Raw genomic sequence first — 12,723 nt, forward strand, 5'->3', positions numbered from 1 at the left:
GGCCATGTCATTCATCGGACGTCTGGCGGCCGGCGCGGCGGCGCTGGCGATGGGTTGCGCGGGTGCGTCGGTGGCGCAGGCGCAGACCAGGATCGAGTTCTTCTTTCCGGTGCCGGTCGAGGGCAAGCTGGCGCGCGAGATGACGCGACTGGTGAAGCTCTACAACGAGGGCCAGAAGGAGGTCGAGGTCACGGCGGTCTATACCGGCAGCTACGACGAGACCAAGCTCAAGGCGCAGGCCGCGGCCAAGGCGGGCAAGCCGCCGGCGGTGGTGCTGATGAGCGCCAACTTCAACGTCGACCTCAAGCTTTCCGGCGACATCATGTCGCTCGAGCCGCTGGTGAAGGCCGAAGGCTTCACGCGCGAGAAGTTCCTCGCCGATTTCTGGCCAGCGCTGCACGCCAACACCACGGTCGACGGCGAGCTCTACGGCGTGCCGTTTCACAACTCCACGCCGCTGCTCTACTACAACGTCGATCACTTCAAGCAGGCCGGACTCGATCCCGCCAAACCGCCGCGGACCTGGGCCGAGCTGGTCGACGCGGCCAGGAAGCTCACCAGGCGCGACGGCGACAAGGTCGAGCGCTACGGCTTCCTGATGCCCTCCGGCTACGACTATCTCGGCTGGCTGATGAGCGCGCTGTCGATGTCCAACGGCGGGCGCTACTTCAACCAGGATTACGGCGGCGAGGTCTACTACGACTCGCCCTCGATGCTGGGCGCCGTGCGGCTGGTCGACGACATGATCCACAAGCACAAGGTGATGCAGCCCGGCGTCGTCGAGGCGGGCGGCGTGTCGACGGCGTTCTTCGCCGGCAAGGCCTCGATGATGCTGCTGTCGACCGGCTCGCTGTCGTTCATCCGCGAGAACATGAAGAGCCCGTACAACGTGGGCTTCGTGCCGCGCAACGTGCGCAACGCCGTGCCGATCGGCGGCGCCTCGCTGGTGATGTTCAAGGGCCAGAGCGAGGCCAGCCAGCGGGCCGGCTGGAAGTTCGTGAAGTGGCTGTCCTCGACCGAGACGCTGGGTGGCTGGAGCCGCTTCACCGGCTACTTCGCGCCGCGCCGCTCGGTTTACGACACGGCGGAGATGAAGGACTTCATCGCCAGGAACCCCGACGCCAAGGTGGCGCTCGACCAGCTGGTCCATGCCCAGCCCTGGTTCGCGACCTATCAGACCGTCGCGGTGCGCAAGGCGCTGGAGGACGAGGTGCAGGCGGTGATGAACGGCAAGAAAAAGCCCGACGCCGCCGTGCGCGACGCGCAGAAGAAGGCCGATGAGCTGCTGAAGCCTTACGTCGACGAGACGGCACTGAAGCTGCCTTAGTCCAATTGCCTTCCCCTGGAGGGGGAAGGTGCCCGAAGGGCGGATGGGGGATGTCGAAGACGGACTCCTCCGTTCGTCTTCGACATCCCCCATCCATCGCTCCGCGCCACCTTCCCCCTCCGGGAGAAGGTAGATCGGGTCAACAGGAGTTGCCGAGATGATGATCGCCCAGATCACCGACCTGCATGTACGGCCGCCGGGCACGCGTGCCTACACGGTGGTCGAGACCAACGCCATGCTGCAGGCGACGGTCGAGGCCATCAATGCCCTGCCGCGCCTGCCCGACGTGGTGATCGCCACCGGCGACCTGACGGATTGCGGCCTGCCCGAGGAGTATGCCGCGCTGCGCCGCATCCTCTCGGCGCTGGAGATGCCGGTCTATCTTGTACCTGGCAACCACGACCGGCGCGCCGAGATGGTCGCGGCGTTCGGCGACGACGGCTACCTGCCCGACGATGGCGAGTTCCTGCACTACGTCGTCGAGGACAACGACGTGCGCCTGATCGGGCTGGATACCGTCGTGCCCGGTCACGGCCATGGCCAGATGTGCGAGCAGCGCCTGCGCTGGCTTGATGCGCGGCTGCTCGAGGAGCGCGAGCGGCCGACGCTGATCTTCATGCATCACCCACCGTTCTCGACCGGGCTGGCGGCAATGGACGACATCAATTGCCGCGACGGCGAGGAGATGGCGGCGGTGGTCGGCCGGTATCGGCATGTCGAGCGCGTGATCTGCGGCCACCATCACCGGCCGATCGTGACGCGCTGGGCCGGCACGATCGGCTCGGTGGCGCCCAGCACGGCGCATCAGGTGACGCTGCATCTCGCGCCCGGGGACGAGCCGTCGACCTTCACCATGGAGCCGCCGGCCTACCAGCTCCATGTCTGGAGCGAAGGCGCCGGGCTGATCAGCCACACCGCCTATGTCGGTGCCTTCGCCGGCCCGTATCCCTTCATCCTCGACGCCGACTACCCGGGACACCAGAAGGTCACGGCAGCGGAAACCGCTTGAGCAGCGGCAGCAGCTCGGGCTCGAGGTCGATCTCCAGCGTCGCCAGCACGCGCACCACGGCGCAATAGAAGCTGGCGAACAGGGTGAACTCGACGATCATCTCGTCGTCGAGCTTCTCGCGCAGCGACGCGAAGGTGGCGGCGGCGACGCCGCGGCCGGTTTCCATCTCGCGCGCGGCGGCGAGCAGGGCACGCTCGAAGGCCGGCAGCGAACTCGTGTCGCCCTTCGATTCGAGGATCAGCGCGTCGATGTCCGCGTCGCTCACGCCGAACTCGCGGCCGATCTCGATGTGGTGCGCCCATTCGTAGGGCGAGGATGCGACGTAGCCGATCTGCAGGATCACCAGCTCGCGCAGCCTGCCGTCGAGCCTGCTCTTGAAGCGGATCCAGCGCGCGATGCCGTTGAAGGCGCGCGCACCGTCTAGGCTGTTGGCCAGCGCGCGATAGATCGGCCGGTCGCGCCAGATCACGTCCTTGTCCTCGGGTGACAGTTCCTCGGGGGCGACATAGCGGACGCGGGCCATCTGGATCTCCTCGGGTTCGGGCTGCGGCGGAGCGTAGTGCATGATCCGGATGAGTTGAATCGCCACTGTCATCCCGAGCGCAGCGAGGGATCCAGGGAAGCCGCCTGGATTCCTCGCTGCGCTCGGGATGACAGCCGGTCCGGGACCTGCGGACAAATATTTGCATTTGCAAATATCGTCGGATGGGTGCAGGATCGCCAGCAATGACGGATGGGAGGCCGCGATGGCGCTGGATTTCGGCTACTTCACGCTGAGCGACAACCGCTACAAGGACAACCCGCGCAGCGCCGAGTCCTTCATCAAGGACATCTACGCCGAGGCGCTGTGGGCCGAGGCGGTGGGGCTGAACTCGGCCTGGATCGGCGAGCACCATTTCAACCTGCTGGGCGTCAACGCCAGCCCGCTGGCGATCCTGGCGCAGATCGCCGGCGCGACGAAGCGCATCCGGCTCGCGCCCGCCGTGACCTTGCTGCCCGTGCACCATCCGCTGCACGTGGCCGAGGAATGGGCGACGCTCGACCTGCTGTCCGGCGGCCGTGTCGACTTCGCCGCCGGCCGCGGCTACGACCGGCTGGAGTACGGCCCGTTCCAGGCCGATTTCGACCATTCCGCCGAGATCTTCGCCGAAGGCCTGGAGGTCGTCTGGCGCGCCTGGACCGAGACCGGCAAGTGGTCGCACAGGGGCCGCTTCTTTCAGTTCGACGACATCGAGGTGCGGCCCAGACCGGCGCAGTCTCCGCTGCGGCCCTACGTGGCCTGCTTCTCGCGGCCCTCGATGGAGCTGGCGGCGCGCCACGACTGGAACATCATCTACGCGCCCTTCGCCGCCGCCATGGTCTACGGTTCGCTGGCCGACGCGGTGCGGGTCTATCGCGAGACCTGCGAGGGCACGCACAAGCGGCCGGCGCGGCGCGCGATGTGCTCCTACTTCATCCATATCGCCTCGACGCCGCAGGAAGAGGCCTATGGCCGCGAGGCGCTGATCCGGTACTTCCACGATGCGCTGATCGCGGCGTTCCCCTCGTCCTCGGGCGAGAAGGTGCCGCCGACCTACAAGTACTTCGTCGAGATCGTGAACCTCCTGCGCGACATGCGGCCGGAGAAGCTCACCAGCAAGTCGATCCTGGTCGGCCCGCCGGCCAAGATCATCGAGGACCTCAAGACGGTCGAGGAGGCCGGCATCGCCGAGGTGATCCTGTACTTCAACTACGGTTGCAAGCCGCACGCGCTGGTGAAGGAGCAGATGCAGCGCTTCATGCAGGAGGTCGCGCCGGCCTTCGAGGGCTCGCACACCAAGCTCCGCCTGAGGGCGGCCGAGTAGCGTGCTGCCGCTCGACGACTACGTTCCCTACCTGCTGAACCGCGCCGGCGCGCGCATCGCGGCGTCGTTCAGCGAGGAGGTACGGCCCTTCGGCATCACGCTGCAGATGTGGCGCGCGCTGGCGGCGCTGACAGACCGCGACGGCCAGACCGTGGGCGAGCTGTCGGGCCGCACCAGCATCGAGATCTCGACGCTCTCGCGCGTGCTCGACGGCCTGCAGCGCCGCAAGCTGCTCGAGCGCCGGCGCGCCGAGGATGATGGCCGCGTCGTGACCCTGCACCTGACCGCGGCAGGCCGGACGATGACCCGGCGCGTGATCCCGATCGCCGAGCGCTACGAACGCGTGGCGATCGCCGGCCTGTCGGCGCGCGACGTCGAAACGCTCAAGCGCCTGCTGCGCACGCTCTACGCCAACATGGACGGGCTCGCGGAAAGGCCCTGAGCGCTGCGGGGTTGAATACGATCGGCACCTCGGCGATGATAATCGTTCGCATTTCCTGGAGCCGAAACATATGGCGCGTGTCACCTCGGTCGATGCCCTGCGCAACATCGTCAAGCCGCCCAACCCGCGCACCTTCACCAAGATCACGCCGGAGCTCGACGAGCAGTCGATCGACTTCCTCAAGCGCTGCCCCTTCGCGCTGGTCAGCACGGTGAGCGAGGACGGCACGATCGAGGTCTCGCCCAAGGGCGACGAGCCGGGCTTCATCCGCGTCGAGGATCCGCGTACCCTGCTGATCCCGGAGCGCGCCGGCAACAATCTGGCCTTCGGCCTGACCAACATCCTCAACAACGGCAAGATTGGCATGATCGCCCTGGTGCCGGCGACCGGCGAGACCCTGCGTCTGTCGGGCACGGCCGAGATCTTCGACGATGCCGACCTGGTGGGCTCGATGAGCTCGCTGGGCAAGCCGGCGCTGCTGGCCACGCGCATCCACATCAAGCACTGCTACTTCCACTGCGCGCGCTCGATCCTGCGCGCCAAGCTGTGGGATCCGACCGCCTGGCCGGCGCCCGGCCGCGTCTCCTTCGGCAAGATCATCGCACCCAAGATGGGCGGCGACGAGGCGATGGCCAAGCAGATCGACGCCGGCATCGACGGTGCCTACACCACGCGGCTGTGGAGCAACGGCTAGCGTCCCCGCGGCCGCCATGCTTTGCTTGGCGGCATGTCCAGGACTGACGCCGCCCAGCCGCCGTTTCGCGCCGAGGTGATTGGCAGCCTGCTGCGCCCGCGTTCGCTCAAGGACGCGGCCGCATCGGGTGCCGAAAGCCACGCCGCCGCGCTGGAGCGCGAGATCGCGCGCGTCGTCGCCAAGCAGGAGGAGCTGGGCTTCCGCGTCGTCACCGATGGCGAGCTCGGCCGCACCTCCTGGTTCGGCTTCTTCTTCGAAGGCCTCGACGGCATCCGCCTGGCGCCCTCGCAGTTCCGCTTCCGCGACGCCGAGGGCGGCAGCTACGAATGGCCGACCTGCGTCGCGGCGCAGAAGCTCAGGCGGCGCGCGCCGATCACGCTCGCCGAGTATGCGCGGCTCAAGCGGCTGGTGAAGCACGCGCTGCCCAAGGCGACCCTGCCGACGCCCAGCGCCTTTCACTTCTTCCGCTTCACCGCGGCCTTCGACCCGCAGGCCTACGCCGATGCCTCGGGTTACTTCGACGACCTCGTCGCCATCTACCGCAGCGAGCTGGACGAGTTGGTCAAGGCCGGCTGCCGCTACATGCAGATGGACGAGGTGCCGGTCGCCATGCTGTGCGATCCGCTGGTGCGCGAGCAGACCCGCGCGCAGGGCGGCGATCCCGACGCGCTGCTCGACCTCTACGTCTCTGTGATCCGCCGCATCCTCGAGGGAAGGCCGGCGGGCGTGACCGTGGGCATGCATCTGTGCCGCGGCAATTTCCGCGGCCGCTGGATGGCCTCGGGCGGCTACGAGCCGGTGGCGCGCAAGCTGTTCAACGACTTCCCGGTCGACGTCTACTTCCTCGAATACGACAGCCAGCGCGCCGGCGACTTCGCGCCGCTGCGCCACGTGCCCGCCGACCGCCACGTCGTGCTCGGCCTGGTGTCGTCGAAGAGTCCCGAAATGGAGAGCGTCGACGATCTGCGGCATCGCATCGACGAGGCCTCGGTGCACGTCAATCTCGATCGGCTGTCGCTCTCCTCGCAGTGCGGCTTCGCCAGCGTCGCCGGCGGCAATTTGCTGAGCGAAGACCAGCAATGGGCCAAGCTGGCGCTGATATCAGACACGGCGCGGCGCGTCTGGGGTACCACTTAGGAGACGACCAATGGCGGCGGCGAAGCGCAAGCTGGGTTCCAGTGACCTCGACGTGTCGGCGATCAGCCTGGGCTGCATGTCGCTGTCGGGCACCTACGGCAAGGCCGACGATGCCGAGGGCATCGCGCTGATCCACCACGCGCTGGATCGCGGCGTCACCATGCTCGACAGCTCCGACATGTATGGCTGGGGCCACAACGAGCAGCTGATCGGCAAGGCGCTGGCCGGCGCGCGCCGCGACGGCGTCGTGCTCGCGACCAAGTTCGGCCAGGTGCAGCGGCCCGGCGGCGCCAACGGCGTCGATGGAACGCCGAAGCACGTGAAGGCGGCGTGCGATGCGAGCCTCAAGCGGCTGGGCGTCGACGTGATTGACCTCTACTACCAGCACCGCGTCGATCCATCGGTGCCGATCGAGGACACGGTCGGCGCCATGGGCGAGCTGGTGAAGCAGGGCAAGGTGCGCGCGCTGGGACTGAGCGAGGCCGCGCCCGACACCATCCGCCGCGCCCACGCCACGCATCCCATCGCCGCCGTGCAGAGCGAATACTCGCTGCTCTATCGCGTCGATGCCGAGGAGACACTGAAGACCACGCGCGCGCTGGGCATCGCCTACGTCGCCTATTCGCCGCTGGGCCGCAGCCTGCTGACCGGCAGCGTGCGGCAGGTCGGCGATATCCCCGAGGGTGACGGCCGCGGCCGCCACCCGCGCTTCGCCGCCGACAACCTCTCGCGCAATCTCGGCCTGGTCGGCAGCATCGAAGGCGTCGCCCGCGCCAAGGGCTGCACGCCGGGCCAGGTGGCGCTGGCCTGGCTGCTGGCGCAGGGCCCTGACATCGTGCCGATCCCCGGCACCAAGCAGGCGCGCCGCCTCGACGAGAACATGGCGGCGCTCGACGTGACGCTTTCGCCCGCCGAGGCCGCCTCGCTCTCCGCCGCGATCCCGCCCGGCGCCGCCGCCGGCGGCCGCTACGCCGATGCGCAGATGAAGGCGGTGTATCTGTAGGCAGCGGGCGATCCTTCGTCTTCCTGGGAGCGCCGGCGGGACGCCGGCGCTCCCAAAGACGGTTGATGCTCAACGCCGGTAGCGCCGCTGCACCACTAGGTTCGCCGCCATGGTCAGCAGCAGCGTCACCGTCATCAGCACGAAGGCGATGGCGCCGCCGAAGGGCCAGTTGGTCTGCTGGGTGAACTGGTTGTAGACCAGCGGCGCCATCATCTTGAACAGCGGGCCGCCGAGCAGGAACGGCGTGGCATAGGCGTTCATCGCCAGGATGAAGGTCAGGATGGTGCCGGCGAGGATGCCGGGCAGCGCCAGCGGCCACAGCACGCGGCGGAACATCGTGCCCGGCGTGGCGCCGAGGCTGAAGGCGGCCTCCTCGACCGAGCGGTCGATGCTCTCGATAACGCTCTGCAGGCTGAGCACCATGAAGGGCAGGTTCACGGCGATGATGCCGATGATCACCGCGCTCTCGCTGAACATGATCTCGATCGGCTTGCTGATGACGCCCAGACCCATGAGCGTGGCGTTGACGAAGCCCTTGGTGCCGAACACCACCATCCAGCCGGCGGCGCGCACGGCGTTGCCGACGAACAGCGGCAGGACGATGGCGATGATCAGCAGGTTCTTGAACCTCGATTGCGTGCGCGCCACGACATAGGCGAGCGGGAAGCCCAGCACCAGGCAGGCGGCGGTCACGATCACCGCGACGCGCACGGTCACGCCGAGGATCGAGGTGTAGTACGAGTCGGTGAAGAACCTGACGTAGTTGGCGATCGTCACCGCCTCGACCATCATCTTCTTCGTGCTGACGAACTCGTTGAGGCTGTAGCGGAACAGGATGACCAGCGGTCCCAGCAGGCAGAGCGCGACGAAGATCGTCGCCGGCGACACCAGAGTCGCCGCCGTCAGGCCCTCGCCCCGCCGCCTCTCGGCGACGGGGCTGGCGGCGATGGCCGTATCGGTCATTCAGCGATGACTACGCCTTGAACGACTTGTCCCACCATTCCTTGAAGGCGGAGTCGTTCTTGGCCATGTAGCCGTAGTCGAGGTCGACCAGGCGCGTCTGCTCCTCGTCGGTGAAGCCGATGCGCCGGCGCAGCTCGGGGTCGACCTTGGCGTTGGTCACGGTCGGGTTGTAGCCCATGTCCTTGGCGAAGTTCTCCTGCGCCGAGGCGTCGAGCATGGCGTCGAGAAAGGCGTAGGCGCCCGGCTTGTTGGGTGCGTTCTTCGGCACCACGAAGCCGGAGACGTACATCGGCACGCCTTCCTTGGGCGCGATGGTCTGCACGTTGATGCCGGCGTTCTGCCACTGCACGGCGCGCGCCTTCCACATCACGCCGCAGGCGATCTCCTCGGTCTTCAGCGCCTGGGCGAAGGCCTCGTTGCTGGGATAGATGCGCGCGCCGGCCTTCTTCAGGGCGACCAGCAGCGGCTTGCCGGGCTCGAAATCGCCGACCTTGCCGCCGGCCGCCAGGCTCGCGCACAGCATGGTGTACTGATACTGGATGTCGATGATGCCGAGCTTGTCGCCATGGCTGGTGTTGAGGATGTCGGCGAAGCTCGTCGGCGTGGCCATCATCTTGGGATTGAACAGGCCGACCTTGCCCGAATAGATGTGGCCCACGCCGTAGGGATACTTCATCGCCGGGATGAGGTTCTTGGCGTTGGGGATCTGCGAATAGTCGAGATGCAGGATCGTGCCCTGCTCGTTCATCTCGTACATGTTGGCGGCCGAGGCTCCCTGGATGTCCGAGGTGCCGCGGCGCAGCGACTTCTCGGCCAGCACCTTGGCGCGGCGCGGCGGGTCGCCGGCCTCGTCCTTGACCACGTCCCAGCCCTTGGGCTTCAGGATCGGCGTCTCGATGTTCTTGGCCAGCAGGCGCGAGTAGTCGCCGCCCCAGGTGCCGACGACGATGCGCTTGTTGTCCTGCGCGATGGCCGGCGCGGCGAGGCCGCTGGCGAGCGCGGCGGTGCCGCCCAGCACGGCGCGGCGATTGATCTTGAGACGATCCGTCATTTGTCTCTCCCGTTGACGTTCGACGCTACCCTGTGAAGACAAGACCGGCCCCGGCGGGCCAGCCGATATGGACCTGTTGTCCGACTTGCGGCGCGAAGCTGCTGTCGCGGTTGGCGATCTGCACGACGACGCGATCGGCGGGCGACAGGCGCACGTGGATGTCCGTCAGCGCGCCGAGATACGAGACGAATTCCACCGTACCCGGCAGCCGGTTGTCGAGTCCCGAAAGCGGCCCGGAGGACGCCATGGCGGCGATCTCCAGCCGTTCCGGCCGCAGGGCCAGCGACGCCGGGCCCGGCGCGCCGCCGCTGCAGGCCAGCGCGAGGCCGCCTTCGGTGCGGAAGCGGCCCGGAGTCTCGATCGTGCCGGTGAGGAAGGTGCTGCGGCCGACGAAGCCGGCGACGAAGCGGTCGGCCGGCGTCTCGTAGAGCTCGCGCTGGGTGCCGACCTGGCACACCGAGCCCTCGTTCATCACCACCAGCCGGTCGGCCATGGTGAGCGCCTCTTCCTGGTCGTGCGTGACCATGACCGTGGTCAGCCCGAGCTGGCGCTGCAGCTCGCGGATCTCGACGCGCACCTCCTGGCGCAGCTTGGCGTCGAGGTTGGAAAGCGGCTCGTCGAGCAGCAGCACGTCGGGCCGGATGGCGAGCGCGCGCGCCAGCGCCACGCGCTGCTGCTGGCCGCCGGAAAGCTGGCGCGGCAGGCGCGCGCCGAAACCGCCCAGCCGCACCAGCGCCAGCGCCTCCTCGACGCGCTTGGCGACATCGGCGCGCGGCAGCTTGCGCATCTCCAGGCCGAAGGCGACGTTCTGCGCCACGCTCAGATGCGGGAAGAGCGCGTAGCTCTGGAACACCATGCCGGTGTTGCGGCGCCACGGCGGCAGCTCGGTGACCTCGGCGCCGCCCAGCCGTATGTGACCCGCGGTCGGCTCGATGAAGCCCGCCACCATGCGCAAGGTCGTGGTCTTGCCGCAGCCGGACGGGCCCAGCAGGACGAGGAACTCGCCATCGGCTACCTGAAGGTCGACCTCGCGCACGGCGTGGAAATCGCCGTAGCGCTTGCTCAGCCCATGTATGTCGAGACGCGCCATCTCACACCACCCGCGCAAGCTTCACGTAGCGATCGGTGACCAGCATGGCGATGCCGATCAGCAGGATCTGCAGCACCGAAACCGCGGCGATGGTCGGGTCGATCTTCCACTCCAGATACTGGAGGATGACGATCGGCAGGGTGGTGCGGCCGGGGCCGACGAGGAACAGGCTCATCTCGAGATTGCCGAAGGAGGTGACGAAGCCGAACAGCGCGCCGGCGACGATGCCCGGGCGGATCGACGGCAGGGTGATGCGCCAGAACGTGGTCCACGGCCCGGCGCCGAGATTCTGCGCCGCCTCCTCGATGGTGCGGTCCATGCCGGCGAGGCTCGCCGTCACCAGCCGCACCACCCAGGGAATGACGATCACGACGTGGCCCGCGACCATGGCGTAGAAGGTGCCCAGCACGTCGACATCGAGGCCGTTCTCGACCTCGACATGGAAGACGTACATCGCCGTGCCCAGCACGACGCCGGGCACGACCACCGGCATCAGCAGCAGATTGGCCAACGGCCCGCGCAGCTTGAAGTCGAAGCGCGCCAGGCAGAGTGCCGCCGGGATGCCCAGCGCCAGGCCGATGAAGGTCGCCAGCACGCCCACCCGCAGGCTGAGTGAGAAGCCGTCGACGAACTTGCGCTGGTCGAGGATGGCGGCGAACCAGCGCAGGCTGTAGCCCTCGGGCGGAAACGACGGGATCTCCTGCCGGAAGAACGCCAGCCAGGTGACGAAGATCAGCGGCGTCAGGATGTAGAGCAGCGCGATGCCCGCGGCACCATTCAGCGCCCAGCGCCGCGCGCGCCGGCGGATGAGGGCGGCGGCGGTCATGGAAGCCGGGCGCGCGCCACTCCAGTGGCGCGATCCTTGTTGGCGCAAGACAAGACGCGCCACTGGAGTGGCGCGCCCCCAGCCATGAAGGCCAGCACCATCACAGCGCGTTCTTGTGGAAGCGGCCGCCTTTGACGATGGCCGCGAGGTTGGGGCCGCCGTCCTGGAACAGGCCGAGGTTCTTCAGCGGATCGCCGTTGACCACCAGCAAATCGGCGAAGGCGCCGGGCTCGATCACACCCAGCCTGCCTTCCTGGCGCACGACCTCGGCGCCGATCAGCGTGGCCGAGCGGATCACGTCGATGGCCGGCATCACCTCGCCGCGGATCTGGAACTCGCGCGTCTGCTCGTCCTCCAGCGCGCCCAGCAGGTCCGAACCGTAGGCCATCTTCACGCCCGCCTTGCGGCAATGCTCGAGCTCGGCGAAACCGTATTTCAGCACCTCGTCGTTCTTCTCCAGCATGGAGTCGGGCATGCCCAGCTCCTTGGCGCGCCGCTTCATGGCGTCGTAGGCGATCAGGTTGGGCACCATGTAGACCTTCTTGCTGGCCATCAGCCTGGCGGTCCTGGCATCGACCAAGTTGCCGTGCTCGATGGTGCGCACGCCGCAATTGACCGCCCGCGTGATCGCCTCGGGCGTGTAGGCGTGGGTCAGCACGTAGCGGCCGAAGGCGTGCGCCTCCTCGACGGCGGCGGTGATCTCCTCGATGGTGAACTGGATCGATTCCAGCGGATCGTAGGGCGAGGCGACGCCGCCGGAGACCATCAGCTTCACCTGGTCGGCGCCTTGGCGCATCTGCTCGCGCGCCGCCTTGCGCACCGCGTCGGGACCGTCGGCGATGCAGCGGATGAACACCATGCCGTTGCAGCACAGGCAGGGCGGTCCGGTGAAATCGGTGCGCCGGTTGCGATCGTTGTGGCCGCCGGTAGGACCGATCGAGCGGCAGGAAATGAACAGGCGCGGACCGGGGATCAGGCCGGAGTCGATCGCAGTCTTGGTGCCCCAGTCGGCGCCGCCGGCGTCGCGCACGGTGGTGAAGCCGCGATCGAGCATGCGCTTCAGGCGTCCGGTCGAGCGCGCCATCATCAGGGTCAGCGGCACCGCCTCCATGCGGTTGATGTAGACTTCGCTGTGGTGCGTGTGCACGTGGCAGTCAATCAGCCCGGGCATCACGGTGCGCCCGCCGCAATCGATCACGTCGGCCTTGGCCGCCTTGATCGGCTTGGCCGAAACCTCCTTGATCAGATCGCCTTCGACCAGCACTTCGTAACCGCCGCGCGCCTCGGTCCAGCGCGGGTCGAGCAGGCGCAGATTTCGGAACAACAGCATCGATCCT

Annotated in this window: 13 protein-coding genes; 7 read left to right on the forward strand and 6 right to left on the reverse strand. The window is 67.8% G+C overall.

Annotated elements, in window-relative coordinates:
• Window positions 1-4 precede the first annotated feature (4 nt).
• Together KF889_00895 and KF889_00900 are read left to right on the forward strand one after the other, a co-directional pair.
• Complete coding sequence (locus KF889_00895) at window positions 5-1,327, forward strand: ABC transporter substrate-binding protein (protein ID MBX3497973.1); 1,323 nt, start codon at window positions 5-7, stop codon at window positions 1,325-1,327.
• A gap of 157 nt (window positions 1,328-1,484) precedes the next feature.
• Window positions 1,485-2,336: a phosphodiesterase gene (locus KF889_00900; protein ID MBX3497974.1), complete on the forward strand. Its 852-nt coding sequence runs from the start codon at window positions 1,485-1,487 to the stop codon at window positions 2,334-2,336.
• Here the strand turns inward: KF889_00900 and KF889_00905 are convergent.
• The gene (locus tag KF889_00905; GenBank protein ID MBX3497975.1) at window positions 2,314-2,859 is read right to left on the reverse strand and encodes a carboxymuconolactone decarboxylase family protein; all 546 of its coding nucleotides are present in this window, start codon (window positions 2,857-2,859) and stop codon (window positions 2,314-2,316) included. The genes KF889_00900 and KF889_00905 overlap by 23 nt on opposite strands.
• A gap of 223 nt (window positions 2,860-3,082) precedes the next feature.
• Between KF889_00905 and KF889_00910 the strand changes: the two genes are divergently transcribed.
• The 5 genes from KF889_00910 (at window position 3,083) to KF889_00930 (ending at window position 7,456) form a co-directional block, all read left to right on the forward strand.
• Window positions 3,083-4,180, forward strand: coding sequence for an LLM class flavin-dependent oxidoreductase (locus KF889_00910; GenBank protein MBX3497976.1), 1,098 nt, complete (start codon window positions 3,083-3,085; stop codon window positions 4,178-4,180).
• 1 nt (window position 4,181) lies between these two features.
• Window positions 4,182-4,622, forward strand: a complete 441-nt coding sequence (locus KF889_00915; protein MBX3497977.1) for a MarR family transcriptional regulator — start codon at window positions 4,182-4,184, stop codon at window positions 4,620-4,622.
• Window positions 4,623-4,692: 70 nt separating this feature from the next.
• Complete coding sequence (locus KF889_00920; protein ID MBX3497978.1) at window positions 4,693-5,316, forward strand: pyridoxamine 5'-phosphate oxidase family protein; 624 nt, start codon at window positions 4,693-4,695, stop codon at window positions 5,314-5,316.
• 33 nt (window positions 5,317-5,349) lie between these two features.
• Entirely contained in the window at window positions 5,350-6,453 is a 1,104-nt protein-coding gene (locus KF889_00925) for a 5-methyltetrahydropteroyltriglutamate--homocysteine S-methyltransferase (GenBank protein MBX3497979.1), read from the forward strand.
• A 10-nt stretch (window positions 6,454-6,463) separates the two neighbouring features.
• The gene (locus KF889_00930; protein MBX3497980.1) at window positions 6,464-7,456 is read left to right on the forward strand and encodes an aldo/keto reductase; all 993 of its coding nucleotides are present in this window, start codon (window positions 6,464-6,466) and stop codon (window positions 7,454-7,456) included.
• A gap of 69 nt (window positions 7,457-7,525) precedes the next feature.
• Here KF889_00930 and KF889_00935 read toward each other — a convergent pair whose 3' ends face one another.
• The 5 genes from KF889_00935 to KF889_00955 form a co-directional block, all read right to left on the reverse strand.
• Window positions 7,526-8,419, reverse strand: coding sequence for an ABC transporter permease (locus KF889_00935; GenBank protein MBX3497981.1), 894 nt, complete (start codon window positions 8,417-8,419; stop codon window positions 7,526-7,528).
• A gap of 10 nt (window positions 8,420-8,429) precedes the next feature.
• Window positions 8,430-9,470, reverse strand: a complete 1,041-nt coding sequence (locus KF889_00940) for an extracellular solute-binding protein (GenBank protein ID MBX3497982.1) — start codon at window positions 9,468-9,470, stop codon at window positions 8,430-8,432.
• Window positions 9,471-9,495: 25 nt separating this feature from the next.
• Window positions 9,496-10,560, reverse strand: a complete 1,065-nt coding sequence (locus KF889_00945) for an ABC transporter ATP-binding protein (protein MBX3497983.1) — start codon at window positions 10,558-10,560, stop codon at window positions 9,496-9,498.
• Window position 10,561: 1 nt separating this feature from the next.
• Complete coding sequence (locus KF889_00950; GenBank protein ID MBX3497984.1) at window positions 10,562-11,386, reverse strand: ABC transporter permease; 825 nt, start codon at window positions 11,384-11,386, stop codon at window positions 10,562-10,564.
• Between the two features lie 100 nt (window positions 11,387-11,486).
• Entirely contained in the window at window positions 11,487-12,716 is a 1,230-nt protein-coding gene (locus KF889_00955) for an amidohydrolase family protein (GenBank protein ID MBX3497985.1), read from the reverse strand.
• Window positions 12,717-12,723 lie beyond the last annotated feature (7 nt).

This window comes from Alphaproteobacteria bacterium (assembly GCA_019635875.1).
Classification (GTDB): domain Bacteria; phylum Pseudomonadota; class Alphaproteobacteria; order Reyranellales; family Reyranellaceae; genus JAFAZJ01.

What these genes read in the sequence shown, in the direction of transcription:
- KF889_00895 (MBX3497973.1), top strand. Translation starts at nt 5, where the DNA reads ATGTCATTCATCGGACGTCTGGCGGCCGGCGCGGCGGCGCTGGCGATG.
- KF889_00910 (MBX3497976.1), top strand. Translation starts at nt 3,083, where the DNA reads ATGGCGCTGGATTTCGGCTACTTCACGCTGAGCGACAACCGCTACAAG.
- KF889_00945 (MBX3497983.1), bottom strand. Translation starts at nt 10,560, where the DNA reads ATGGCGCGTCTCGACATACATGGGCTGAGCAAGCGCTACGGCGATTTC.
- KF889_00925 (MBX3497979.1), top strand. Translation starts at nt 5,350, where the DNA reads ATGTCCAGGACTGACGCCGCCCAGCCGCCGTTTCGCGCCGAGGTGATT.
- KF889_00930 (MBX3497980.1), top strand. Translation starts at nt 6,464, where the DNA reads ATGGCGGCGGCGAAGCGCAAGCTGGGTTCCAGTGACCTCGACGTGTCG.
- KF889_00935 (MBX3497981.1), bottom strand. Translation starts at nt 8,419, where the DNA reads ATGACCGATACGGCCATCGCCGCCAGCCCCGTCGCCGAGAGGCGGCGG.
- KF889_00920 (MBX3497978.1), top strand. Translation starts at nt 4,693, where the DNA reads ATGGCGCGTGTCACCTCGGTCGATGCCCTGCGCAACATCGTCAAGCCG.
- KF889_00955 (MBX3497985.1), bottom strand. Translation starts at nt 12,716, where the DNA reads ATGCTGTTGTTCCGAAATCTGCGCCTGCTCGACCCGCGCTGGACCGAG.
- KF889_00905 (MBX3497975.1), bottom strand. Translation starts at nt 2,859, where the DNA reads ATGGCCCGCGTCCGCTATGTCGCCCCCGAGGAACTGTCACCCGAGGAC.
- KF889_00940 (MBX3497982.1), bottom strand. Translation starts at nt 9,470, where the DNA reads ATGACGGATCGTCTCAAGATCAATCGCCGCGCCGTGCTGGGCGGCACC.
- KF889_00900 (MBX3497974.1), top strand. Translation starts at nt 1,485, where the DNA reads ATGATGATCGCCCAGATCACCGACCTGCATGTACGGCCGCCGGGCACG.
- KF889_00950 (MBX3497984.1), bottom strand. Translation starts at nt 11,386, where the DNA reads ATGACCGCCGCCGCCCTCATCCGCCGGCGCGCGCGGCGCTGGGCGCTG.